At 62.2% G+C, this 25,300-nt stretch carries 21 protein-coding genes and 2 pseudogenes; 10 read left to right on the top strand and 13 right to left on the bottom strand.

Annotated elements, in window-relative coordinates; all coding sequences use genetic code 11:
* The first annotated feature begins 10 nt into the window (after positions 1-10).
* Genes PSH81_RS02155 through PSH81_RS02120 form a run of 8 tightly spaced genes read left to right on the top strand, consistent with a single transcriptional unit; the run spans position 11 to position 6,510 of the window.
* On the top strand, positions 11-1,258 hold the full coding sequence (locus tag PSH81_RS02155) for an NAD(P)/FAD-dependent oxidoreductase (RefSeq protein ID WP_305391925.1): 1,248 nt from the start codon (positions 11-13) through the stop codon (positions 1,256-1,258).
* Complete coding sequence (locus PSH81_RS02150; protein WP_226455549.1) at positions 1,255-1,989, top strand: class I SAM-dependent methyltransferase; 735 nt, start codon at positions 1,255-1,257, stop codon at positions 1,987-1,989. The genes PSH81_RS02155 and PSH81_RS02150 overlap by 4 nt, the downstream gene beginning before the upstream one ends.
* Entirely contained in the window at positions 1,986-2,468 is a 483-nt protein-coding gene (locus PSH81_RS02145) for a hypothetical protein (protein ID WP_305391924.1), read from the top strand. Before PSH81_RS02150 ends, PSH81_RS02145 begins: the two co-directional genes overlap by 4 nt.
* Positions 2,465-3,631 carry a beta-ketoacyl-[acyl-carrier-protein] synthase family protein gene (locus PSH81_RS02140; RefSeq protein WP_192298327.1) on the top strand — a complete coding sequence of 389 codons (1,167 nt, stop codon included), beginning with the start codon at positions 2,465-2,467 and terminating at the stop codon, positions 3,629-3,631. Before PSH81_RS02145 ends, PSH81_RS02140 begins: the two co-directional genes overlap by 4 nt.
* A complete protein-coding gene (locus tag PSH81_RS02135; protein ID WP_192298328.1) occupies positions 3,628-4,089 on the top strand; it encodes a hotdog family protein in 462 nt (153 codons plus the stop codon). The genes PSH81_RS02140 and PSH81_RS02135 overlap by 4 nt, the downstream gene beginning before the upstream one ends.
* On the top strand, positions 4,086-4,814 hold the full coding sequence (gene fabG / locus PSH81_RS02130) for a 3-oxoacyl-ACP reductase FabG (protein ID WP_305391923.1): 729 nt from the start codon (positions 4,086-4,088) through the stop codon (positions 4,812-4,814). Before PSH81_RS02135 ends, fabG begins: the two co-directional genes overlap by 4 nt.
* Positions 4,814-6,040, top strand: coding sequence for a beta-ketoacyl-ACP synthase (locus PSH81_RS02125; RefSeq protein ID WP_226455546.1), 1,227 nt, complete (start codon positions 4,814-4,816; stop codon positions 6,038-6,040). The genes fabG and PSH81_RS02125 overlap by 1 nt, the downstream gene beginning before the upstream one ends.
* 26 nt (positions 6,041-6,066) lie before the next feature.
* Positions 6,067-6,510, top strand: a complete 444-nt coding sequence (locus PSH81_RS02120; RefSeq protein ID WP_305391922.1) for a hypothetical protein — start codon at positions 6,067-6,069, stop codon at positions 6,508-6,510.
* A 225-nt stretch (positions 6,511-6,735) separates the two neighbouring features.
* On the opposite strand, the gene PSH81_RS02115 is transcribed toward PSH81_RS02120, so the two are convergent.
* Together PSH81_RS02115 and PSH81_RS02110 are read right to left on the bottom strand one after the other, a co-directional pair.
* Entirely contained in the window at positions 6,736-7,122 is a 387-nt protein-coding gene (locus PSH81_RS02115) for a type II toxin-antitoxin system PemK/MazF family toxin (RefSeq protein WP_192298332.1), read from the bottom strand.
* Between the two features lie 87 nt (positions 7,123-7,209).
* Positions 7,210-8,103: a LysR family transcriptional regulator gene (locus PSH81_RS02110; RefSeq protein WP_305391921.1), complete on the bottom strand. Its 894-nt coding sequence runs from the start codon at positions 8,101-8,103 to the stop codon at positions 7,210-7,212.
* A gap of 156 nt (positions 8,104-8,259) precedes the next feature.
* On the opposite strand from PSH81_RS02110, the gene PSH81_RS02105 reads away from it, so the two are divergent.
* On the top strand, positions 8,260-9,504 hold the full coding sequence (locus PSH81_RS02105) for an MFS transporter (protein ID WP_370694904.1): 1,245 nt from the start codon (positions 8,260-8,262) through the stop codon (positions 9,502-9,504).
* A gap of 31 nt (positions 9,505-9,535) precedes the next feature.
* A pseudogene (locus PSH81_RS27420) lies at positions 9,536-9,997 on the top strand (retron system putative HNH endonuclease); the annotation flags it as partial.
* On the opposite strand, the gene PSH81_RS02090 reads toward PSH81_RS27420, so the two are convergent.
* From PSH81_RS02090 to pilM, 11 genes and pseudogenes are all read right to left on the bottom strand, one after another.
* Positions 9,955-10,533, bottom strand: a complete 579-nt coding sequence (locus PSH81_RS02090) for a cytochrome b/b6 domain-containing protein (RefSeq protein WP_305391918.1) — start codon at positions 10,531-10,533, stop codon at positions 9,955-9,957. The pseudogene PSH81_RS27420 and the gene PSH81_RS02090 overlap by 43 nt on opposite strands.
* 194 nt (positions 10,534-10,727) lie before the next feature.
* The gene (gene hemE, locus PSH81_RS02085; protein ID WP_192298336.1) at positions 10,728-11,795 is read right to left on the bottom strand and encodes a uroporphyrinogen decarboxylase; all 1,068 of its coding nucleotides are present in this window, start codon (positions 11,793-11,795) and stop codon (positions 10,728-10,730) included.
* A gap of 244 nt (positions 11,796-12,039) precedes the next feature.
* Complete coding sequence (locus PSH81_RS02080; protein ID WP_088423072.1) at positions 12,040-13,458, bottom strand: FAD-dependent oxidoreductase; 1,419 nt, start codon at positions 13,456-13,458, stop codon at positions 12,040-12,042.
* Between the two features lie 32 nt (positions 13,459-13,490).
* Positions 13,491-17,936: a glutamate synthase large subunit gene (gltB, locus tag PSH81_RS02075; protein ID WP_305391917.1), complete on the bottom strand. Its 4,446-nt coding sequence runs from the start codon at positions 17,934-17,936 to the stop codon at positions 13,491-13,493.
* Positions 17,937-18,289: 353 nt separating this feature from the next.
* Positions 18,290-19,864, bottom strand: a complete 1,575-nt coding sequence (locus tag PSH81_RS02070; RefSeq protein ID WP_192298339.1) for an SPOR domain-containing protein — start codon at positions 19,862-19,864, stop codon at positions 18,290-18,292.
* Between the two features lie 10 nt (positions 19,865-19,874).
* Complete coding sequence (gene aroB / locus PSH81_RS02065; protein WP_192298340.1) at positions 19,875-20,975, bottom strand: 3-dehydroquinate synthase; 1,101 nt, start codon at positions 20,973-20,975, stop codon at positions 19,875-19,877.
* A 125-nt stretch (positions 20,976-21,100) separates the two neighbouring features.
* Positions 21,101-21,619 (bottom strand): shikimate kinase AroK, encoded by a 519-nt coding sequence (gene aroK, locus PSH81_RS02060; RefSeq protein WP_192298341.1) that lies wholly within the window; start codon positions 21,617-21,619, stop codon positions 21,101-21,103.
* Positions 21,620-21,623: 4 nt separating this feature from the next.
* Positions 21,624-22,880, bottom strand: a pseudogene (locus tag PSH81_RS02055) (type IV pilus secretin PilQ); the annotation flags it as partial.
* Positions 22,881-23,004: 124 nt separating this feature from the next.
* Positions 23,005-23,976, bottom strand: a complete 972-nt coding sequence (locus tag PSH81_RS02050; RefSeq protein ID WP_226455539.1) for a pilus assembly protein PilP — start codon at positions 23,974-23,976, stop codon at positions 23,005-23,007.
* Positions 23,973-24,524 (bottom strand): PilN domain-containing protein, encoded by a 552-nt coding sequence (locus PSH81_RS02045; protein WP_192298343.1) that lies wholly within the window; start codon positions 24,522-24,524, stop codon positions 23,973-23,975. The genes PSH81_RS02050 and PSH81_RS02045 overlap by 4 nt, the downstream gene beginning before the upstream one ends.
* A complete protein-coding gene (pilM, locus tag PSH81_RS02040) occupies positions 24,524-25,177 on the bottom strand; it encodes a type IV pilus biogenesis protein PilM (protein ID WP_226455538.1) in 654 nt (217 codons plus the stop codon). The genes PSH81_RS02045 and pilM overlap by 1 nt, the downstream gene beginning before the upstream one ends.
* Between the last annotated feature and the right edge of the window lie 123 nt (positions 25,178-25,300).

Here is a 25,300-nt window from a genome sequence, read left to right as displayed (position 1 = left end):
AGGAGCCCTCGTGCCCATAGTTGAAATGGAACGTCGCCAGGTGGTGGTGATCGGTGCCGGTCCGTCCGGGGCCATCGCCGCCGCGCTGCTAAAGCGCAAAGGGCATGATGTATTGATCATCGAGCGCCAGCATTTCCCGCGGTTCTCGATCGGCGAAAGCCTGCTGTCGCACTGCATCGACTTCATCGAAGAAGCCGGCATGCTCGACGCCGTGCAGGCCGCCGGGTTCCAGGTGAAGACCGGCGCCGCGTTCGCCTGGGGCGAGCGCTACAGCGCGTTTGATTTCAGCGACACGTTCAGCCAGGGCAAGCCGACCACCTTCCAGGTGCAGCGCGGCGAGTTCGACAAGTTGCTGGCCGATCAGGCAGCGCTGCAAGGCGTGGACATCCGCTACGGCGAAACCATCGTCGGCGTCGATTTCAAAGGCGAGACCCACTACCTGCACGTGCGCCGCGAGAACGGCAGCGAGTACCACCTCAAGGCCAAGTTCGTGCTCGACGCCAGCGGCTACGGCCGCGTGCTGCCGCGCCTGCTGGACCTGGAAGCACCGTCGGATTTCCCGGTGCGCCAGGCGGTGTTCACCCATATCGAAGACCGCATCGAACACCCCGGTTTCGACCGCACCAAAATCCTCATCACCACCCACCCGACCCAGCGTGACATCTGGTTCTGGAGCATCCCGTTCAGCAACGGCCGCTGCTCGGTGGGCGTGGTCGCGGCCAAGGAGCATTTCGACGGCCGCGACGGCGACCTCGATGCCTGCCTGCGTGGGTTTATCGAGGAAACCCCAAGCCTGTCCACCGTACTGCAGAACGCCGTGTGGGATACGCCGGCGCGCACCATCGGCGGCTACTCGGCCAACGTCAAGACCTTGCACGGCCCGGGCTTCGCGCTGCTGGGCAATGCGGCGGAGTTCCTCGACCCGGTGTTCTCCTCCGGGGTGACCATCGCCATGCGTTCGGCGAGCATGGCTGCCGGCCTGTTGCATCGCCAATTGAAGGGCGAGGCGGTGGACTGGCAAACCGAATTCGCCGAGCCATTGAAGCGCGGTGTCGACACTTTCCGCTGCTATGTCGAAGGCTGGTACGCCGGGACTTTCCAGGACGTGATCTACCATCCGGACAGCTCGCCGGAGATCCGTCGGATGATCTGCTCGATCCTCGCCGGTTACGCGTGGGATGATCGTAACCCGTTTGTCAGCGAGCCCAAGCGGCGCCTGCGGATGTTGTCGGAAATCTGTGCGAGTGAGCCGGTATGAGCAGTCAGTACCTGAGTAAAAACTACGTCGAAGAAACCAAGTTCGGCTTCTGGTTCCTGCGCAGCCACACCTGGCAGCACCACGTGTTGCGCGTGGCGATCAACGACCTGCGCAGCCTGTTCAGCGACCCCTTGCCGCCCGCGCCGGTGTTGCTCGACGCCGGCTGCGGCCAGGGCAAGTCGTTCCAGTACTTGCAGCAGGTGTTTGCGCCCGAGCGCCTGATCGGCCTGGATGCCGACCCTCACAGCCTCGCACTGAGCCAAGCCGAAGCGGCGCGCCAGGGCCTGTCCGTCGAGTTGATCGGCAGCGACTGCGCCACCCTCGATGTGCCGGACGCAAGCGTCGACATCCTGTTCTGCCACCAGACCTTCCACCACCTGGTCGAGCAGCACCGCGCGCTGAAAGAGTTCTACCGCGTGCTCAAGCCGGGTGGTTATCTGCTGTTTGCCGAGTCCACCGAAGCCTATATCGACACCTGGGTGATCCGCTGGCTGTTCCGCCACCCGATGCATGTGCAGAAAAGCGCCGAGCAATATCTGGAGATGCTCCGCGAGCAGGGTTTTGAATTCGGTCCGCAGAACGTCTCGTACCCGTATCTGTGGTGGAGCCGTTCCAGCGATTTCGGCCTGCTCGAACGCTGGGGCCTGCGCAAGGCGCCGCCGGTGGGGCAGCGCGAAGAAACCCTGGTCAACTGTGTGGCTCGCAAACCATTGGCGAGCACCGCCCCATGATGCGTCTGTTGCTGATCGGTTGCCTGTTGCTGCTGGGCGCCTGCGCCAGCCAGCCGCCGCTGCCGAAGAATCCCCCGGCCCTGGCGTTGCCGTTGCAATTGCATGTGCAGCGCCTGGCCGACGGCCAGAGCCAGGACTGGCTGTTGGTGATCCAGCGCGAAGGCGCTGGCATCCGCTGGTCGATGATGGACCCGCTGGGCATTCCCCAGGCCCGGCAAAAACTGGTCAATGGCCAATGGCAGGCCGACGGCCTGCTGCCGCCCAATCCCCAGGCCCGCGAGCTGTTTGCCGCGTTGCTGTTTGCCCTGGCTTCGGCGGATGAGGTGCGCACGCTGTACCCCAGCGCGCAGGCCATGGACCTGACGCGCACACTGCCGGGGCATTGGCAGATCATCTACCAGTCGTCCGAGGCTTTCAGCGTGAACATCAGCGGGCAGCCGTTGAGCTACCGCATCACCCCGCTCGGAGCCGCCCAATGACCGCCTACCTGAATGCCCTCGGCGTGATCTGCGCCCTCGGCCGTGGCCAGGCCGAAGTCAGCCGCAGCCTGTTTGCCGGTGACTGTTCGGGCATGCGCGCCGAAAGCGGCTGGGTGCCCGAACGCGTGTTGCCGGTGGGCAGCGTGCACGGCGAACTGGCAGCCATCCCGCTGGAATTGGGCCAGCAGAGCAGCCGCAATAACCAGTTGTTGCTGGAGGCGGCATTGCAGATCGAGGGCGAGATTCGCCAGGCGATCCACACCTACGGCCCGTCGCGGGTCGGCGTTGTGCTCGGCACCAGCACCTCGGGCATCGACGAGGCCAGTCGCGGCATCGCCCATTACCTGCGCGAACACCAGTTCCCCGGCGACTACGATTACCAGCAACAGGAACTCAGCGCCCCGGCGAACTTCCTTGCCGACTGGCTGCAACTGAGCGGCCCGGCCTATGTGATCTCGACTGCCTGCACCTCCAGCGCCCGTGCGTTGATGAGTGCCCAGCGCCTGTTGGACCTGGGCGTGTGCGACGCCGTGATCTGCGGCGGCGTCGACAGTTTGTGCAAGCTGACGCTCAACGGCTTCAGTTCGCTGGAAGCGGTGTCGAACGAGCGCTGCAACCCGTTTTCGGTGAACCGCAACGGCATCAATATCGGCGAAGCCGCGGTGCTGTTCGTGATGAGTAAAGAGCCGGCGCCGATTGCCCTGCTGGGCAGCGGCGCGAGTTGCGATGCACACCATATCTCCGCCCCCGAGCCCAGCGGCAAGGGCGCGTTGCAATCGATGCGCAAGGCCCTGGCCAGCGCGCAACTGACGCCTGAGCAGATCGGCTACCTGAACCTGCACGGCACCGCCACCCAGCACAACGACGCCATGGAGAGCCTGGCCGTGGCCAACCTGTTCCCCGGCGGCGTGCCCTGCTCGTCGACCAAACCCATGAGCGGCCACACCCTGGGGGCCGCTGGAGCGCTGGAAGCGGCGTTCTGCTGGCTGAGCCTGACCCACGGCCAACTGCCGCCGCACCTCTGGGACGGCCAGCCCGATCCGGCACTGCCCGCCCTGAAGTGGGCGCACCTGGGCGAAACCCTGGAAAAACCCCGCCTGATGAGCAACTCGTTTGCCTTCGGCGGCAACAACGTCAGCCTGATTATCGGAGAGGCCCCATGACCCCTTGGCCACTCGCCGAACTGCTGCCCCATGCCGGCGACATGATCCTGATCGATCAGGTGCTGTCGTTCGATGAAGAGCAGATTCACACCCGCCTCACCGTCACCCCCGGCGGCCTGTTCAACCGCCCGGACGGCAGCCTGCCGGCCTGGGTCGGCATCGAGCTGATGGCGCAAAGCGTCGCCGCCTATGCCGGCTGCCGCGCGCGCCAGAACGGCGAAGCGGTGGAACTGGGCTTCCTGCTCGGCACACGCAAGTTCGAGTGCAACGTGGAGCACTTCCCGGCGGGCGCCGAGCTGAAGATCCACGGCATACGCTCCCTGGAAGACGACAACGGCATGGGTGTGTTCGAATGCCACCTCACTGGTGACGGGATCCAGGCCAGTGCGCGCTTGAATGTATTTCGACCGCCCCAGGCGGCCAACTATTTAGATGAATCGAAGGACGTAACGCCATGACTGAATCCGTACTGGTCACCGGCTCCAGCCGTGGTATCGGCCGCGCCATTGCCTTGCGCCTGGCCCAGGCCGGCCACGACATCGTGCTGCACTGCCGCAGTGGCCGTGCCGAGGCCGACGCGGTGCAGGTCGAGGTCCAAGCCCTGGGCCGCAAGGCGCGAGTGCTGCAATTCGATGTGGCGGACCGCGCGGCCTGCAAGGCAATCCTTGAAGCGGACGTTGAGACAAACGGCGCCTATTACGGCGTGGTGCTCAACGCCGGCCTGACTCGCGACGGCGCGTTCCCGGCCTTGTCGGAAGACGATTGGGACGTGGTGCTGCGTACCAACCTCGACGGTTTCTACAACGTGCTGCACCCGGTGATGATGCCGATGATCCGCCGCCGCGCCGCTGGACGCATCGTCTGCATCACTTCGGTTTCCGGGCTGATCGGCAACCGTGGCCAGGTCAACTACAGCGCCTCGAAAGCCGGCCTGATCGGGGCAGCCAAAGCGTTGGCCATCGAGTTGGGCAAGCGCAAGATCACCGTCAACTGCGTCGCACCGGGCCTGATCGACACAGCGATGCTGGATGAAAACGTGCCGGTGGAAGAGTTGATGAAGATGATCCCGGCACAGCGCATGGGCACCCCGGAAGAGGTCGCCGGTGCGGTGAATTTCCTGATGTCGGCCGAGGCCGGTTATATCACCCGCCAGGTCCTGGCCGTGAACGGAGGCCTGTGCTGATGAAACGCGTCGTAGTGACCGGCATGGCCGGCATGACTTCCCTGGGCAGCGATTGGGCGACCATCTCGGCCAACTTCCGCGCCAACCGCAGCGGCATCCGGCGCATGGATGAGTGGGACCGTTTCACCGAATTGAACACGCGCCTGGCCGGGCCGATCGACGATTTTGTCGTGCCCGCCCACTGGACGCGCAAGCAACTGCGCAGCATGGGCCGTGTCTCGCGCTTTGCGGTGTGGGCGGCGGAGCAGGCGTTGCAGGACGCCGGTTTGCTGGGTGACGAGTCGATCAAGGATGGGCGCATGGGCGTGGCCTGCGGTTCGTCCACCGGCAGCACCGACGAGATCAAGGCATTCGGCAATATGCTGCTGAACTCGGTGGCCGAGGGCCTGAATGCCAACTCCTACGTACGCATGATGCCGCACACCACGGCGGCGAATATCAGCATCTTCTTTGGCCTGACCGGGCGGCTGATCCCCACGTCCAGCGCCTGCACCAGCGGCAGCCAGGGCATCGGGTATGCCTACGAGGCGATCAAGTTCGGCCGCCTGCCGTTGATGCTCGCCGGTGGCGCCGAGGAACTGTGCCCCACCGAAGCCATGGTGTTTGATGCGCTTTACGCCACCAGCCTGAAAAACGATGCGCCGCAGACCAGCCCACGCCCCTACGACAGCGGCCGCGATGGCCTGGTGATCGGCGAAGGCGGCGGCATGCTGGTGCTCGAAGAACTGGAACATGCGCTGGCGCGCGGTGCCCATATCCACGCGGAACTGGTCGGTTTCGGCAGCAACGCCGACGGCCAGCACACCACGCGCCCGGAACAGAAAACCATGCGCCGCGCCATGGAGCTGGCGCTTGAGGATGCAGGCTTGGAGCCGGCGGCCATCGGCTACGTCAACGGCCACGGCACCGCCACCGACCAAGGTGACGTCGCCGAGACCCTGGCCACCCACGCCTTGTTCGGCAGCCGCATGCCCATCAGTTCGCAGAAAAGTTTTCTCGGCCACACCTTGGGCGCGTGCGGCGCGCTGGAGTCGTGGTTCAGCATCGAGATGATGAACCGCAACCAGTACGTGCACACCTTCAACCTGGACGTGGTGGACCCGCAATGCGGTGAGCTCGATTACCTGCAAGGTGAGTTCCGCGAGATGCACCACGACTACGTGATGAACAACAACTTTGCCTTTGGCGGCGTCAACACCTCGCTGATCTTCCGCCGCTGGTCCTGACTTTTTAATCGATTGGAGAATACGGAATGTCTTCCTTGCTACGCGCCACCCTGATCACTCTCGCCCTGTTGACCACCGCCGGTTGCACCAGCAAGCCGGTGCTCAACACCCAGCACGAACTGCCGGCCAACGCCCAGGTCGGCGAAGAAAAAATCAAGCAGGTCATCCTCAGCGCCCTGCAAAAACGCGACTGGACGGTACAACGCCTGAGCCCGCAACTGGTGCAGGCCGAGATCACCGTCCGCAACCAGTACTACGCGGCCATCGACATCCGCTACACCCGCAACAGCTACGCCATCACCTACCGCGACAGCCGCTCCCTGGGCTACAAGGACGGCAAGATCCATCGCAACTACAACCGTTGGGTGAACAACCTGGACAGCGACATCATGGCCGGGCTGCGCAGCAACGGCGTGAGCGAGTCGGGCTCGGCGGCGCAGTTGTTTGAACAGACGGGCACGACCAAATAACACTGAGACCGCTCCCGCGCCACATCCAGAAACGACAAAGGGCGCCTTTCGGCGCCCTCTTCACAAACAGGTTGGCTTGTCATCGCCTCGTCCTGCCTGGCTCTGCGATGGCTGGTTGCCCAGGATCCTCAGAGTCTCACAAGCCCCTTTCGGGAACGAGAGCAGTATGCCTGAAAGCAGCTCGCCTGCAATCAGTGGCAAAAAGCCGCTCGCCCAGCGCCAAGCTCATCGCAACCCAAGTGCACTGCGCACCGCCGCTTTTATCGCGTGAAACTGCTCACTGGTGAGCTCAGCGATTTTGTAAGTTCGTTTGCCATGACGATCTTTGCTTTTTATTCGGTCCAGCCGGCCCAAACTCACGGTCGCCACAATGTCGCATTTTGCCCAACAGATCGGATTGGCGCCGTGAAGATGACTGTCGAGTTGTAAGTGGTGCTCCAATACCGTCTGTGGAGCGGTAGTACTCAGCGGCACTACCGTTACCAGCAGCTTATTGGTTCGGTGCCTGCGTATCACAATAACGGGCCGAATCTTGATGATTTCCGGGACTTCATAGCCGCGAAAATCACAAATCAACACGCTGCCCTCCTTGGGCTGGTAGAGAAGTGTCATCCATATCACTCACTTGAGAAAAAGCGATTCTGCGCAACTTTCTCGCGAATAACTAAGTCGCTTGCGTTACCTGATATGTGACCGCGCCTACACCGACGCCTTGCGCGTCAACAACTCCACAAACGCTTGCGCCATCGGCGTTTGCACGCCCTTGCGCTGCACCAGCCACACCGATGTCACCGCCTCCTCATCCAGCAACGTGCGATAGACCACGCCATCAATCCGGATGCGCTGGTAAGACGCTGGCAGCACCGACACCCCCAATCCTGCCGCCACCAGGCCGATGATGGTCATCGCCTCCCCTGCCTCCTGGGCAAAGTGCGGGCTGAAGCCGGCGTCACGGCACAGGTTCAGCAACTGCGCATAGAGACCGCTGCCGTAGCTGCGCGGGAAAAACACGAAGGGTTCCTCGGCCAACTGCGCCAGGTGCAGGCCGCGCTCGCTGCCTTGCGCCAACGGGTGACCGGCGCTCAGTACGGCCACCAGCGGTTCGCGCATCAACTCGATCACACTCAGGGAGTCCGGCAACGGCAGCGGGCGCATCAAGCCGACCTGGATCGACTCGTCCACCAGTGACTCGGCCACTTCGGTACTGCTCATTTCCTGCAGGTTCAGATGCACCGCCGGGAACGCCTGGCGGAAGGCAAAAATCGCCTGGGGAATGCTCGCGTTGAACGGCGCCGACGAGGTGAAGCCGATCTTCAATTCACCCAGTTCACCCAATTGCGCACGCCTGGCCACATCAGCGGCCTTGTCGACCTGGGCCAACACCAATCGCGCCTCATGCAGGAACAAGCGGCCGGCCTCGCTCAGCTCGACCCGACGATTGGTACGCTCGAACAACCGCGCGCCTACCTCCTGCTCCAGTGCCTGGATCTGCTGGCTCAGCGGCGGTTGCGAGATGCCCAGCACCTGCGCGGCGCGGCCGAAATGCAGTTCTTCGGCGACAGCGATGAAGTACCGCAGATGTCGTAATTCCATGCCAGCCTCATTAGGTCGTAAAAGCTCTCAAACAGGTCGAACAATATATTGGAAAGAATCATTAGCCAGCTATATTCTTTTTGCATGGCCGGTCCTGGCACGCTTCCCCTCCCCGAGGTCCCCGTGAATTCTGCTGTCGCTCCACTCGCTCAAGAAGTGCCACCCACTGCCCTGGATGAGGTGGTGGCCCAGCTCAATGACGCGTACATCGAAAAAGGCACGCCGATGTTCATGCGCACGGTACTGGCGCTGTTCTGCGGTGGTTTTGCCACGTTTGCCCTGCTGTATTGCGTGCAGCCGATGATGCCGGCGCTGTCCCATGAGTTCTCGATCAATGCAGCGCAGAGCAGCCTGATCCTGTCGGTGTCCACCGCGATGCTGGCCCTGGGTTTGCTGATCACCGGACCGATCTCCGACACCCTGGGGCGCAAGCCGGTGATGGTCGCCGCGCTGTTCTGTGCAGCAACGGCGACGATTGCCAGCGGCCTGATGCCGACGTGGGAAGGGATCCTCTTGATGCGCGCGTTGGTGGGTTTGTCCCTGAGCGGCCTGGCCGCCGTGGCGATGACCTACCTGAGCGAAGAGATCCACCCGCAGCACATCGGCTTGGCCATGGGCTTGTACATCGGTGGCAACGCGATTGGCGGCATGAGCGGGCGCCTGATCATCGGCGTGCTGATCGATTTCGTCAGCTGGCACACCGCGATGCTGATCATCGGCGCCCTGGCGCTGATCGCCGCCACGGTGTTCTGGAAGATCCTTCCCGAATCGCGCAACTTCCGCGCCAGCAGCCTCAGGCCGCGCAGCCTGCTGGATGGGTTCGTCATGCACTTCAAGGACGCGGGCCTGCCGTGGCTGTTTCTTGAAGCGTTTCTGCTGATGGGCGCATTCGTGACGATGTTCAACTACATCGGCTATCGCCTGTTGGCCGATCCCTACGACTTGAGCCAGGCCGTGGTCGGCCTGCTGTCGCTGGTGTACCTGTCGGGCATCTACAGTTCGGCGAAAATCGGCTCCCTGGCCGACCGCCTCGGCCGCCGCCGCGTGCTGTGGGCCACCATCGTGCTGATGCTCAGCGGCATGCTCCTGACCCTGTTCTCCCCGTTGTGGCTGATCGTACCGGGCATGCTGATCTTCACCTTCGGCTTCTTCGGCGCCCACTCGGTGGCCAGCAGCTGGATCGGCCGCCGCGCGGTGAAGGCCAAGGGGCAGGCGTCATCGCTGTACCTGTTCTGCTATTACGCGGGGTCGAGCGTGGCGGGGACGGCGGGCGGGTTCTTCTGGCATTACGCCGAGTGGAATGGAATTGGCGGGTTTATCGTGGCGTTGTTGGTGGGGGCGTTGCTGGTGGCGTTGAAGTTGGCGAAGTTGCCGCCGTTGCAAGACGCAAAAAGCACGTAACACCTGTGCCTCTGGCAGTTCTGATGCCGCATCCAGGCATATCGAGCACTTCCGACCGCAAGAGCACTTCGCAGAGCTGGGGCTGGAGTACCAGAATCTTCACGCATCCTGCATCAGGGAAACCAAACGTGGCTCCCCACTGCATTGCGGACATGTCAAAGGCGACTGGTTTGACGAAGCCGAGCACATATCACCGGTGGAGGAAGGCTGCGAGGAGCGCTTTCGCTACTTATTGACCGGAGAAATACAAGCAACCAACACCGATGATTCGCCAGCAGCAAAAATGATCGAAGTCCTGGCTTTGAACATCGCCTACCTGAACAACCGACGCCAGAGTGCCATTAAGCGTGTTTTTGCCCCGGATTTTGTAGCGCAGGCCACCGATGAGGACTTCAAAACCCTGACTAAGGCGCTGCGCGAAACAGCACTCGCTGATCAGCAAGCCTTCGATCACGTCGTTGCACGATTCGCTGAACAGATTCTGACATCCTGATCCCTACGTACGGCAGCGGCTGTCTTATCAAACGACATCCGCGCCATCACCCGCTTACCACGCGTTTCATGCAGCACCACCGCACCAATATGTGCGACCAGCATCAGCAACAACCCCACACACGACAGCACATGCACGCGGGTGTACCAGACAATGGCCGCCGGGTCACTTTCGAACGGGGCGATGGTGAACAGGTTAAATACGTTGATCGGCCGGTCCATCATCAGCACGCCCGTGGCCAGTACCACCGCCAGCATCAGGTACATGGCCTTGTGCACCAGCAGCGCCAGGTACTCCTGCGGCGTACGCTTGATGGAAAAATCCAGGCCGTGGCCAAACGAGCAATACAGCCGCATGACAAAGACCGGGATGTACAGGCTGGTCAACGACACGTTGAAAAAGCCGACCCACGCCTTGACCGGGGCGGGCACGGTAAACATCGCCACAACAAAGCCTGACAGCAGCGCCCACAGAATAATGACGGCCGATATCCAGTGCAGGAGCTTCTGGATCGTTGAATAGGGGGAAGTCTTCATCTCGAAATCACCTGACAAGCAACGCCAATCAATGGCGAGTGGAAGAGTCGGGTAGGATTTTTACCGAGGCGAACTACCTAGACTGTAGGAGAAATCCTAAAGAACCGAGATTACCCAGACAGTGCTGAACGGCGGCTGAAACGCAACGAGCCCCCCTTTGCAGGCAAAGGAGGGCTCGTGTCAGGCGGGGGTGTTTACTGGTGGTATTGCGCAGACAGTTCATGCACCGCCCGCAAGAACGCACCCGCATGCTCCGGGTTCACTTCCGGCGTGATGCCATGGCCGAGGTTGAACACGTGCCCGCTGCCCTTGCCGTAGCTGGCCAGGATGCGGCCGACTTCGGCACGGATCGCTTCCGGCTTGGCGTAGAGCACGGTCGGGTCCATGTTGCCTTGCAGCGCGACACGGTTTCCGACGCGCTGGCGGGCTTCACCGAGGTCGCAGGTCCAGTCCAGGCCGAGGGCGTCGGCACCGGCGTCGGCGATGCTTTCCAGCCACAGGCCGCCGCCCTTGGTGAACATGATCACCGGCACTTTGCGGCCTTCGTGTTCGCGGATCAGGCCGCTGACGATCTTGCGCATATAGGCCAGGGAGAACTCCTGGTACGCCGCCGCCGACAGGTTACCGCCCCACGTATCGAAGATCTGCACCGCTTGCGCGCCGGCCATGATCTGGCCGTTGAGGTAGGAGGTGACCGACTGTGCCAGCTTGTCCAGCAGCAGGTGCATGGCTTGCGGGTTGTCGTAGAGCATGGCCTTGGTCTTGCGGAAGTCTTTCGACGAACCGCCTTCGACCATATAGGTGGCCAGGGTCCAGGGGCTGCCGGAGAAGCCGATCAGCGGCACGCGGCCGTTGAGCTCGCGGCGGATGGTGCTGACGGCGTCCATCACGTAGCCAAGGTCTTTGTGCGGATCAGGGATCGGCAGGGCTTCGATGTCGGCCAGGGTGCTGACGACCTTCTTGAAACGCGGGCCTTCGCCGGTTTCGAAGTACAGGCCCTGGCCCATGGCATCAGGAATGGTGAGGATGTCGGAGAACAGGATCGCCGCGTCCAGTTGCGGGTAGCGGTCCAACGGCTGCATCGTGACTTCGCAGGCGAACTCCGGGTTCATGCACAGGCTCATGAAGTCACCGGCATTGGCGCGACTGGCGCGGTATTCCGGCAGGTAGCGACCGGCCTGGCGCATCATCCACACAGGGGTGACGTCCACGGGTTGCTTGAGCAGGGCACGAAGGAAACGGTCGTTCTTCAGGGCAGTCATGTCGGCATCCGCAAAAAAAGTGCGGGCATTTTCTCAGAGCCGGACGCAAAAGGCACGGAGTGAGCCGTGCCTTTTGTCTATCGGGTTGATTTGAAGCAATGTCTTGAACACGCTGAAACCAAATGTGGGAGCGGGCTTGCTCGCGAAAGCGGTGGGTCAGTCGACACATTTGGTGACTGATACTCCGCATTCGCGAGCAAGCCCGCTCCCACAGTTTGATCCCGTTTCAGCTCGGGATCGGGGGTCAGACTTGCAGGTAATCCAGGATACCTTCGGCAGCATTGCGGCCTTCGAAGATCGCGGTTACCACCAGGTCAGAACCGCGCACCATGTCGCCACCGGCGAAGATCTTCGGGTTACTGGTCTGGTGCTTGTACTGGCCTTGTTCCGGGGCCACGACGCGGCCTTGGCTGTCGGTCTGGATCTGGAACTGTTCGAACCACGGCGCCGGGCTTGGACGGAAACCGAAGGCGATGACCACGGCGTCGGCAGGGATGATCTCTTCGGAACCCGGGATCGGCTCGGGGCTGCGACGGCCACGGGCGTCCGGTTCGCCGAGACGGGTCTCGACCACCTTCACGCCTTCGACGCGATCTTCACCGACAATCGCAATCGGCTGGCGGTTGTAGAGGAATTTCACGCCTTCTTCCTTGGCGTTCTTCACCTCTTTGCGCGAGCCGGGCATGTTGGCTTCGTCACGACGGTAGGCACAGGTCACCGACTTGGCGCCCTGGCGGATCGAGGTGCGGTTGCAGTCCATCGCGGTGTCACCACCGCCGAGTACCACGACCTTCTTGCCTTTCATGTCGACGAAGTCTTCCGGCGACTTTTCAAAGCCCAGGTTGCGATTGACGTTGGCGATGAGGAAGTCCAGCGCGTCATACACGCCCGGCAGGTCCTCACCGGCAAACCCGCCCTTCATGTAGGTGTAGGTGCCCATGCCCATGAACACGGCATCGTATTCTTCGAGCAGTTGCTCCATGGTCACGTCTTTGCCGATTTCGGTATTGAGACGGAACTCGATACCCATGCCGGTGAACACTTCGCGACGGTGGCTCAGGACGGTTTTTTCCAGCTTGAACTCGGGGATACCGAAGGTCAGCAGGCCACCGATTTCCGGGTTCTTGTCGAACACCACCGGGGTCACGCCGCCACGCACCAGCACGTCGGCACAACCGAGGCCGGCAGGACCGGCGCCGATAATGGCGACGCGCTTGCCGGTCGGCTTGACCTTGGACATGTCCGGACGCCAGCCCATGGCGAACGCGGTGTCGGTGATGTACTTCTCCACCGAACCAATGGTCACCGCGCCGAAGCCGTCGTTGAGGGTGCACGCACCCTCGCACAGACGGTCCTGCGGGCACACCCGGCCGCAGACTTCCGGCAGGGTATTGGTCTGGTGCGACAGCTCGGCGGCGGCGAGGATGTTGCCCTCGGCCACCAACTTCAGCCAGTTGGGAATGAAGTTGTGCACCGGGCACTTCCATTCGCAATACGGGTTACCGCAACCCAGGCAGCGGTGGGCCTGGTCGGCCGAGTGCTGGGGTTTGAAGGGTTCGTAGATTTCCACGAACTCTTTCTTGCGTTGACGCAACAGTTTCTTCTTCGGATCTTTGCGCCCGACATCGATGAACTGGAAGTCGTTATTCAGACGTTCAGCCATGTTAAAACCTCATCAAACTCTTCAGGCGCATATCACTGCGGGTTGGCACGGATGCTGGAAAGCAACGATTTCAGGTTGGCAGCCTTGGGCTTGACCAGCCAGAAACGACGCAGGTAATCATCGAGGTTTTCGGCGAGGTTGCGGCCCCATTCGCTGCCGGTCTCCTCGACGTACTCGTCCAGCACGTGCTGCAAGTGGTTCCGGTAGGACTCCATGGCTTCGCCGCTGATCCGCTGGATCTCGACCAACTCGTGGTTGACCTTGTCGACGAAGGTGTTGTCCTGGTCGAGCACGTAGGCGAAACCGCCGGTCATGCCCGAACCGAAGTTGTAACCGGTCTTGCCCAGTACCGCGACAAAGCCCCCGGTCATGTACTCACAGCAGTGATCGCCGGTGCCTTCCACCACGGTGTGGGCACCGGAGTTACGTACGGCAAAACGCTCACCGGCGGTGCCGGCGGCGAACAGCTTGCCGCCGGTGGCGCCGTACAAGCAGGTGTTGCCGATGATGGCACTGTCCTGAGTCTTGTAGACGCTGCCTTTAGGCGGAACGATCACCAGCTTGCCGCCGGTCATGCCCTTGCCCACGTAGTCGTTGGCGTCGCCTTCGAGGTACATGTGCAGGCCACCGGCGTTCCACACGCCAAAGCTCTGGCCCGCAGTGCCCTTGAAGCGGAAAGTGATCGGCGCCTTGGCCATGCCCTGGTTGCCGTGCTTGCGCGCGATTTCGCCGGAGATGCGCGCGCCGATCGAACGGTCGCAGTTGCAGATGTCCAGGGCGAATTCGCCACCGCTGGCCTCCAGGATCGACGAGCCGGCGATCTCCACCATCTTCTCGGCCAGCAGGCCTTTGTCGAATGGCGGGTTGCGCTCGACACCGCAGAACTGTGGCTTGTCGGCCGGGATGTGATCGCTGCCGAGCAGCGGCGTCAGGTCCAGGTGATGTTGCTTGGCGGTCTGGCCCTGAAGGATTTCCAACAGATCGGTACGACCGATCAGCTCTTCAAGGGAACGCACGCCCAGCTTGGCCAGCCACTCACGGGTCTCTTCGGCGACGTAGGTGAAGAAGTTCACCACCATGTCGACGGTGCCGATGTAGTGATCCTTGCGCAGCTTCTCGTTCTGAGTGGCGACGCCGGTGGCGCAGTTGTTCAGGTGGCAGATGCGCAGGTATTTGCAGCCCAGGGCGATCATTGGCGCGGTGCCGAAGCCGAAGCTTTCGGCGCCGAGGATTGCGGCCTTGATCACGTCGAGGCCGGTTTTCAGGCCACCATCGGTCTGCACCCGGACTTTGCCACGCAGGTCGTTGCCGCGCAGGGTCTGGTGGGTTTCGGCCAGGCCGAGTTCCCACGGTGCACCGGCGTACTTGATCGAGGTCAGCGGCGATGCGCCGGTGCCGCCGTCATAACCGGAGATGGTGATCAGGTCGGCATAGGCCTTGGCCACACCGGCGGCGATGGTGCCCACGCCGGCTTCTGCTACCAGTTTCACCGAGACCAGGGCCTGCGGGTTGACTTGCTTGAGGTCGAAAATCAGCTGCGACAAGTCTTCGATCGAGTAGATGTCGTGGTGCGGCGGTGGCGAGATCAGGGTGACGCCCGGCACTGCGTAACGCAGCTTGGCGATCAGACCGTTGACCTTGCCGCCTGGCAGCTGGCCGCCTTCGCCGGGCTTGGCGCCCTGGGCGACCTTGATCTGCAGCACTTCGGCGTTGACCAGGTATTCCGGAGTCACGCCGAAACGGCCAGTCGCCACTTGCTTGATCTTCGAGCTCTTGATGGTGCCGTAGCGCGCCGGGTCCTCGCCGCCTTCGCCGGAGTTGGAACGCGCACCCAGGCGGTTCATGGCTTCGGCCAGGGCTTCGTGGGCCTCGGGCGACAGCGCGCCCAGGGAGATACCGGCAGAGTCAAAGCGCTTGAGGATCGATTCCAGCGGCTCGACTTCGCTGATGTCCATCGGCGTGTCCAGGGTCTTCACCTTGAACAGGTCGCGGATCATCGACACCGGGCGGTTGTCCACCAGGCTCGTGTATTCCTTGAACTTGGCGTAGTCGCCCTGCTGCACGGCGGCTTGCAGGGTGTTGACCACGTCCGGGTTGTACGCGTGGTATTCGCCACCGTGCACGAACTTGAGCAGGCCGCCTTGCTGGATCGGCTTGCGCGCGCTCCAGGCTTCGGCCGCGAGGGCTTTCTGCTCGGCTTCGATGTCGACGAAACGCGCGCCCTTGATGCGGCTTGGCACGCCACGGAAGCTCAACTCGCAGACTTCTTCGGACAGGCCGATGGCTTCGAACAGTTGCGCACCGCGATAGGACGTGACGGTGGAGATGCCCATCTTCGACAGGATCTTCAACAGGCCCTTGGTGATGCCCTTACGGTAGTTCTTGAACACCTCATAGAGGTCGCCCAGCACTTCACCCGTACGGATCAGGTCACCCAGCACTTCGTACGCGAGGAACGGGTACACCGCCGAGGCGCCGAAGCCGATCAACACCGCAAAGTGATGCGGGTCGCGGGCAGTGGCCGTTTCGACAAGGATGTTGGAGTCGCAGCGCAGGCCTTTTTCGGTCAGGCGGTGGTGCACCGCGCCGGTGGCGAGCGAGGCGTGAATCGGCAGCTTGCCCGGGGCGATGTGGCGGTCGGTCAGCACGATCTGGGTGCGACCGGCGCGCACGGCTTCTTCGGCCTGGTCGGCGACGTTGCGCACCGCGGCTTCAAGGCCGAGGCTCTCGTCGTAGTTCAGGTCGATGATCTGGCGGTCGAAGCCAGGGCGGTCCAGGGTCATCAACGAACGCCACTTGGCCGGCGAGATCACAGGCGAGCTGAGGATCACACGGGAAGCGTGCTCAGGCGACTCCTGGAAGATGTTGCGCTCGGCACCGAGGCACACTTCCAAAGACATCACGATGGCTTCGCGCAGCGGGTCGATCGGTGGGTTGGTCACCTGGGCGAACTGCTGGCGGAAGTAGTCGTACGGCGTACGCACGCGCTGGGACAGCACGGCCATCGGCGTGTCATCGCCCATGGAGCCGACGGCCTCGTAGCCTTGCTCGCCGAGCGGACGCAGCACCTGGTCGCGCTCTTCGAACGTGACCTGGTACATCTTCATGTATTGCTTGAGCTGATCGACATCGTAGAACGCCGAACCGTGGTCGTTGTCTTCCATGGTCGCCTGGATGCGCAGGGCGTTCTTGCGCAGCCATTGCTTGTACGGGTGACGCGACTTCAAGCGGTTGTCGATGGCATCGGTGTCGAGGATCTGCCCGGTTTCAGTGTCCACGGCCAGGATCTGGCCAGGGCCGACGCGGCCTTTGGCGATGACGTCTTCGGGCTGGTAGTTCCACACGCCGATTTCCGACGCAAGGGTGATGAAACCGTTGGTGGTGGTGACCCAACGCGCCGGGCGCAGACCGTTACGATCGAGCAGGCACACCGCGTAGCGACCGTCGGTCATGACCACGCCGGCCGGGCCGTCCCACGGTTCCATGTGCATCGAGTTGTACTCGTAGAATGCACGCAGGTCCGGGTCCATGGTCTCGACGTTCTGCCACGCTGGCGGAATGATCATGCGCACGCCACGGAACAGGTCGATGCCGCCGGTGACCATCAGTTCGAGCATGTTGTCCATGCTGGAGGAGTCGGAACCCACGCGGTTGACCAGCGGGCCGAGCTCTTCGAGGTCCATCAGGTCGTTGGCGAACTTGGTGCGACGGGCCACGGCCCAGTTGCGGTTACCGGTGATGGTGTTGATCTCGCCGTTGTGGGCGAGGAAGCGGAATGGCTGGGCCAGCGGCCATTTCGGCAGGGTGTTGGTGGAGAAGCGCTGGTGGAACACGCAGATCGCGGTTTGCAGGCGCTCATCGCTCAGGTCTGGATAGAAGGCGGTGAGGTCCGCCGGCATCATCAGGCCTTTGTAGATAATGGTCTTGTGGGAAAAGCTGCAGATGTAGTGGTCGGCATCGGCGGCGTTGGCCACGGACGAACGACGACGGGAGGTAAACAGCTTGATCGCCATGTCCTGGTCGCTGAGGCCGTCGCCTGCGATGAACACTTGTTCGATCTGCGGCAGACGCTCGTTGGCCAGGCGGCCGAGTACGCTGGTGTCGATCGGCACTTTGCGCCAGCCGACCAGTTGCAGGCCGGCCGCGAGGATCTCGCGGTTCATGTTCTCGCGAGCGGCTTCGGCTTTTACCGGGTCCTGGTTGAAAAACACCATCCCCACGGCGTACTGCTTGGGCAGGTCGACCGCAAATTGCTCTTTGGCGACAGCGCGCAGGAACAGGTCGGGCTTTTGGATCAGCAAGCCGCAACCGTCACCGGTCTTGCCGTCGGCGTTGATCCCACCGCGGTGGGTCATGCAGGTCAGGGCCTCGATGGCCGTTTGCAAAAGGGTATGACTGGGCTCGCCCTGCATATGGGCTATCAGGCCGAAACCGCAGTTATCCTTGAATTCATCGGGTTGGTACAGACCTGCTTTCATAGACACTTTCTCACCAGGCTGCCTCTTATATCGAGGCAAATTTCTTTTCAATTCAACCGGTTACCTTCCACGCCGAACGTACGCCGGCTTAGCGGGGGCAAAAGGGAGGTCATTGTACACACCGACACAGACGCTCACAAATTTAGCGACGAAATGTCGCAAATCTATGTCGCATTTATGAAAGGTTTAAAGCGATATGCTGTGCTAGTCAAAACTTTTTTAATTCTGACCGCTACGACTCAAAAGCCACTGTGACGCAGACACCACAAAGCGCGCGGCCTGTGAGGGCAGCACGCACTTGCGGATATTTTTTGAGGTGCCGGGAGGGCGGCCTGGGTAAGGCCGCCGGATCTTCAGCGAGTTGCTGCCAGTTCTTGTTGAACGCTGGCGACAGTGCGAGGCCAAGGTTTACCAGCCTGAACCTTCGCTGGCAAGGATTTGATCGCAGAATCAGCGGCTGCACGGCTGGAGAAGTTGCCGTAGGTGATCACGTAGAGAGGCTTGCCGTTGAGTACTTTCTTGAAGTAACGGTACTCGCCGCCCTGCTCTTTCACGAACGCCTGGGCGTTGGCTTCGGAGCTGGTGCCTAGGATCTGCACCACGAAGTTGCTCGCAGGCTGGCTGCCGTACCAACCGCTACCCGCTGCACCGGCCTTGGCGACGGTGACAGGCTTTTCAGCCGGCTTGGCGGCCGGAGCCGGGGTTGGCTTGGCGGCTGGCGCTGGCGCCGCGACAACCGGCTTGGTCACTGGCGTCGGCTTGGCGGTGGCGACGGTCGGTGCCGGCGTCGGCGTCGGCTTGGCAACTGCCGCTGGCTGGCCTGCCGGCACGCCCGCAGGTGGCGCGGTGGTGGTCACGGTTGGCGGTGTGGCGCTGGAGCCTTCCACCGGCACGCCGTCGTCGCCTTCGGAGATGCCGCCGGCTTCTTCGGCGAGCGGGCCGCGCATCACCGGCTGGCCGACCATCGGCAGGTTGGTTGGCTGGCCGGAGTTGGCGAATTCGACATTTGGCGTGGGCTTGCCCAGTGGCAACTGCGCCTGTTCGGTTGGCGCGCCAGCGGTGGTCGGGGCCTTGTTGCGGCCCGGGATCAACCAGGCGGCGGCGACGGCAACCACGACAACGGCGGAAATCGCCAATACGTGCTTCTTAGGCATAGTGAACCCCATCTTTGGACGCTTGACCGCAGAGCGGCTGGCAATCATGGCTTCGATCATCGCATCGCGGGCGACCTGGTTGATGGTGCCAGGCCAGCCGTCGGAGCTTTCGTGAATATCAGAGATCTGCTGGGCGGAGAAAAGTTCGATACCGGCCCCTGCGCCTTCCAGGCGTTGAGCCAGGTATTCGCGGGTTTCCTCTTCTTCGTACGGTTGCAATTCGATCACGTGGAACAGCTCTTGATCGCCACTGATCTGCTCCAGATCGGCGATCAACGACGACTCACCAAACAGGAACACGTGGGGACGGCCTTCCGGCGTGCCGGCTGCCAGCGCCAACAGCGCTTCCAGCGCGGATTCGTCAAGCTGCTCGGCGTCATCCACCAGCAAGTAGACTTCCTGGCCGGTCAGGCCCAATTGCACCACTTGCTTGAGGATCGCATTCGGCTCGGCGCTGGACACGTCCAGGGCCTGGGCCACCTGGCGCAGCACACCCGCCGCATCACCGGCCCCGCGAGCGGATACGACCACGCTCTGCACCGATTGCTTGTTGGTACTGGCCACCAGGGCCTGGCGCAGCAAGGTCTTGCCGCTGCCCAACGGGCCGGTGACCACCAGCAGCAACTGGCTGTAGCGCGCCAGGTGGTGCAGTTGCCCCAGCACTGGCTTGCGCTGGGCCGGGAAGAATTTGAAGCCAGGCACCCGTGGAGCAAAAGGGTCGTGGCTTAACTGGTAATGGCCGAGGAACGCCTCGTCGGCATGCAAACTAGTCATCGGAATCTGGTTAACCTTTCAGCTGAGCCAGGGCGCGGTAATCCGCTCCCAGCGTGGCCTGTAGAATCTCTTTTGGATAATCGTCGGTCACCACCGCTTCGCCCATGCGGCGCAACAGCACCAGTCGTAGTCGACCGTCGATCACTTTCTTGTCTATCGCCATATGTTCGAGGAAGTCCGCCTCGGTCATTTCCTCCGGCGGAATGACCGGCAAACCGGCGCGCTGGAACAGGCGGATACCACGATCACGCTCCTGGGCACTGATCCAGCCCAGGCGCTGCGACATGTCCAATGCCATTACTGTGCCAGCCGCTACGGCCTCCCCATGCAACCACACACCATAGCCCATGTGCGTTTCGATCGCATGGCCGAAAGTGTGGCCGAGGTTCAGGGTGGCCCGTACGCCGGACTCCCGTTCATCGGCATTCACCACCAGCGCCTTGGCGGCGCAGGAGCGGGAAATCGCTTCGGTGAGGGCGACCTGATCGAGGTTGCGCAGGGCGTCGACGTGCTCTTCCAGCCAGGCCAGGAACGGCTCATCGCAGATCAGCCCGTACTTGATGACTTCCGCCAGGCCCGCCGACAACTCGCGCGGCGGCAAGGTATTGAGGGTGGCGGTGTCGATCAGCACTGCCTGAGGCTGGTAGAACGCGCCAACCATATTCTTGCCCAGCGGATGGTTGATACCGGTCTTGCCGCCCACCGACGAGTCGACCTGGGACAGCAAGGTGGTCGGCACCTGGATAAAGTCCACGCCACGCTGGTAGCAGGCCGCCGCAAAGCCGGCCATGTCGCCGATCACACCGCCGCCCAGGGCGATCACGGTGGTGCGGCGGTCATGGCGTGCGGTGAGCAGGCCATCAAAGATCAGTTGCAGGGTTTCCCAGTTCTTGTGGGCTTCGCCGTCGGGCAGGATCACCGAGATCACCGAATACGCCGCAAGACTGCGGCTCAGACGCTCAAGATACAGCGGCGCGACCGTTTCGTTGGAGATGATCGCCACTTGCCGCCCGGCAATATGCGGTGCGAGCAACTCGGGCTGGTCCAGCAGACCTTCGCCAATATGGATCGGGTAGCTGCGCTCGCCTAGATCGACCTTAAGTGTCTGCATGTGTCCCCGCGTTAGAGATGTATTGACGACCGGCAACGTCGAGACTCGGCGTTGCCTGATGGCTCTACGCCACACCCCAGAGGGTGATGGCGCGCCGCCGAGAATAGCGCATTTCGGGCCTGGCTTTAACGGGGTGGCAGCCGTTGCAGGCGCTCAAGAATATCGAGGACCACCATCCGAGGTGGCCGCTCATCGGTTTCCACCACCAGATCGGCGATCTCCCGATACAGCGGATCGCGCAGCGCCAGCAGGTCCCGCAAGGTTTTTTCCGGGTTGGCCGTGCGCAGCAGCGGGCGATTGCGATCGCGGGCGGTGCGGCCAACCTGTTGCTCGACCGAGGCATGCAGGTAAACCACCCGACCACCGGCATGCAGTGCCCGACGGTTCTCTTCGCGCATGACTGCGCCACCGCCGGTGGCCAATACCACGCCGTCGAGGCCGCACAGCTCGGCGATCATCGCCTGCTCGCGGTCCCGAAAGCCCAGTTCGCCTTCCTTATCGAAGATCCATGGGATATTGGCACCCGTGCGCACTTCAATTTCCTTGTCGGAATCTTTGAATGGCAGGCGCAGCTCTTTGGCAAGCAAACGGCCGATGGTGCTTTTTCCAGCGCCCATCGGTCCTACAAGAATCAAATTTCGCACAGAATCAACGACTCACAGCAATCGCCTGGTTATTCATAATACGCGGAGTCAGGAATACCAGCAGCTCGGATTTTTTCTCCGCCAGCACATCGCGCCGGAAAAGGCGGCCAAGATACGGCACATCGCCCAAAAATGGCACTTTATCTACCACTTTGCTTTGGGTATTGGAGAAAACTCCGCCAATGACAATGGTCTCGCCATCCCGGACCAGCACCTTGGCGTTGACTTCGTTCTTCTTGATCGGCGGCACATCGTTGAGTTTATTCAGGTAGTCGGGCTCGTCCTTGGTGACCTTGACCTCCATGATCACGCGGTCATCCGGGGTGATCTGCGGGGTGACCTCCAGGGACAGCGAGGCCTCCTTGAACGACACCGATGTGGCGCCGCTGGAGCTCGATTCCTGGTACGGAATCTCGGTGCCCTTGAGGATGCGTGCGGTTTCCTTATCGGATGTAACCACCTTGGGCTGTGAGACGATTTCGCCGTTACCGGTTTTCTCCATGGCGGTCAGTTCCAGGTCCAGCAGCAGGTTGTCGGTGACGTAGGCCACGCCCAGCCCCGAGGTGCCGGTAATCGCCCCCAAATCGACAAACGGCGAGCTGGGCGGGCTTTCCGGCAGCTCCGCGCCTTCCGGCAACGGCTTGCGGATGCCCCCGCCCGCCCAGTTTCCACGATTGAGCCGTCCGCCCCAGCGCGCCCCGAGGCTTTTGTCGTAATCCACGTTGGCCTCGACAATCCGCGCTTCGATCATCACCTGGCGCACCGGAATATCCAGTTGCGCCACAATCCGCCGCAGCTCCTCCAGGCGCTCGCCGGTCTGGTAGGCAATGATGTTATTGGTGCGTTCATCCACCGCCACCGAGCCACGCTCATCGGTGACACCCTCAAACCCGCTCATCGACTGGAACAGTTTGGCCAGATCAGCGGCCTTGGCGTAGTTGACCTGCAACAGTTCCCGGCGCAGCGGCGCCAATTCGGCCATCTGCCGGCGCGATTCCAAACTCAGCAATTCACGCGCGGCCAACTCCTCGGCGGGTGCAACCAGCAAGGCACCGGCCTTGATCCGTTTATCCAGGCCTTTGGCTTGCAACACCAAGTCCAGCGCCTGGTCCCAGGGCACATCCTTGAGCCGCAGGGTAATCGAGCCTTGCACGTCGTCGCCGGCCACCAGGTTGAGGCCCGCCACATCGGCAATTTGCTGCAACACGGCGCGCAGCTCGACATTCTGGAAGTTGAGGTTGAGCTTGTCGCCAGCACCCGCCACCGGGGGCGGCAGGTGGATCAGGTCGACGCGATTGGGCACAGCAGCAGCCATCGGTGCCGTGAACGCTATCCATAGCGCCACACCGAAGGACAGGAAAGTCCTTTTCATTGGTTTTATTCCGTTATGAGTTGACGTTTAACGCGAGGGTTCGCGGGCGCTCCAACCAGTCGCCCTGTTCATCGGGAAATAACTCGACCAGCTCGATATGCCCGGCGTAGATGGCGGTGATCCGACCGTGATGCGGCCCGAGGTAGTCGCCGACCGCCAGCCGATGCACTTCGGAAGCCGCACGCAGCAAGACAAAGGCCTGCATACCACGGGACAGGGTGCCGACCATTTCGAATTGATCGACCGCCAGCGCTTCGAGGATGCCCCGTGGCCGAGCAAGGTCCGGCGCTTGGGCCGGCCGACCACGGGTGCGGGTGACTTGAACCGCAAGGGGCTGGAAAGGATCGCGCAATCCCTGGGGGTCGTAGACAAAGGACGGGGCCTGCGCCACGTACTCACCCACCCCAGCGCTTTGCTGCGCGCGCCAATAAGTCCTGGCCAGCAGATCAAGGCGCAACAGCTTGCCGTCAGGCCGCAGGGCGAGGTCATGCACCGTGGTGATCCGCGACAGGCCGCCCAGGGCACTCACGAACCTTGCCAGGTCGTGAAAGGTCCCGCTGACGCCAATCTGCACCGGCTGCTCGATATAGAACGGACGCGCCTGCTCATCCAACGGCGTGATGCTTTCTACCAACAGACCATTGGCCAGCGCCAACCGCGCCGTGTCGTCAAGCAGACCGGGCATTGCGGACTCGCCGGGCAATTGCCGCCAACGCGCCTCGACCTGCTCGCGCAGCACCTGCAACTGCTGGGTACGCTGTTCAAGGCCGGCAGCCAGCACGCTTTTTTGCGCCAATTGCTGCTCAAGCGCCACGCCGTTCAGTTCAGCCTGGCGCAAACGGTCCTGTGACGCGTCGAGATACAGCCTATCGCCCACCAGCAGCACCAACCCTGCCAGCGCACAGCCTGACAAGAGCTTGCCTGCCAAAGGCCATGTTGCAGCGTTGTGATAGAGCGAGCCGACATCGAGCCTGACCCGGCTCATGGCTGAACCTCGCCTGGCGCTCCCTTGCGCACCATCAACTGGAATTCATTGTCGCCACGCACGCCTTCCGTTCGCACATGTTGCAAGCGGGTGGCGCTGGCACCTTGCGAGGCCTCCAGGCGGCGCATCAATTGGGCAATATCCTGGCTGGACTCGGCACTGCCACGGACACTCACCGCATCGCCCTTGGCCACCACCTCATGCAGGTGCACGCCATCAGGCACCGCGCGCGCCAACTGGTCCAACAGCTGGGCGCCGGACGAGCGAGCGTCGTGCAAGTCCTCGACCACCTTCATGCGCTGCGCCAATTGCCGGCCTTGCACGTGCAGGTCGTCGATGGTCTTGATGCGCGCATCCAGGACCGCAATGTCGCTATCGACGCGGCTATTGCGCGTGACCTGGCGGTCGATGGCTTGGTCGATCACTTGATTGGCCAGCCACACCGCTGCGAGCGCCACACCAGCGAATGCCAGCAGCAACATCAGGAAAAATTTGCGCCGCCGCTGCGCGAGTGCCTGGCGCCAGGGTAATAGGTTGATTCGTGTCATCAAGCGAAACTCCTCAGGGCCAACCCGCAAGCAACTCCCATTCCCTGGGCATCCATAGCCCATCGTTCGCCATCGACTTGATGGCTCGGCGTGAAGCTGGGGAAATCCTGAAGGCAAGCGCGCGCCAATGCAAACCGTTCTATGTCCACCACCCTCGGCATCAACCCAGCCAGGGCCAGGACCGCCGCGCGCGCCTCGACCTGTTCCCTGAGGCACGCCGCCAGCAGCACCTCGACGCGCATGGGGTCATGGGCACAAGGGCCCTGCACATAAAAGTCGAGCGCCATGTCATCCAGTGGATAGGGAATGTATTGATCCGCCTCCATCTGGATCTTCCAGCCCATCTCGTCGTCGCTGAGCCCAGCCTCCATTTCGATCACCTGCGTGATGACCGAAGGCCCCGCCACGGCAACGGCCGCGTACCTGGTCGATGTGTGCAGCCGCGACAACGCCTGGCGCAGCGCCTGCCCGGCAGCCGCAAGGTCGAGCACGGCGCCATCGACCACCACATGGGCCGGCAACGCCTGGATGACATAGCCTTGCACGCTGTAACCGCGAATTGAACGGCCCAGTTCGACCAGCTTGATCTCCTGATCATTAAGATCGACGCCCAGGACGCTGGCGACTTTTCGCCTGAAAAATCCCTTTTTCATAAAACTCCCCAAAACTTTCCCTGTCATACCGCCTGATTGCTGCCGCGCACCGTGCATTCGGTCGGCTTGTTTGAGAGGCGCGAATGACGCCCCAAGCCGAAAAATGCTTTAATGCGCAGCGTT

It is taken from the genome of Pseudomonas sp. FP2335 (assembly GCF_030687535.1).
Classification (GTDB): Bacteria; Pseudomonadota; Gammaproteobacteria; order Pseudomonadales; family Pseudomonadaceae; genus Aquipseudomonas.
The sequence above is the reverse complement of the archived record's forward strand: the minus strand, read 5'-3'. Positions and strand labels throughout refer to the sequence as shown.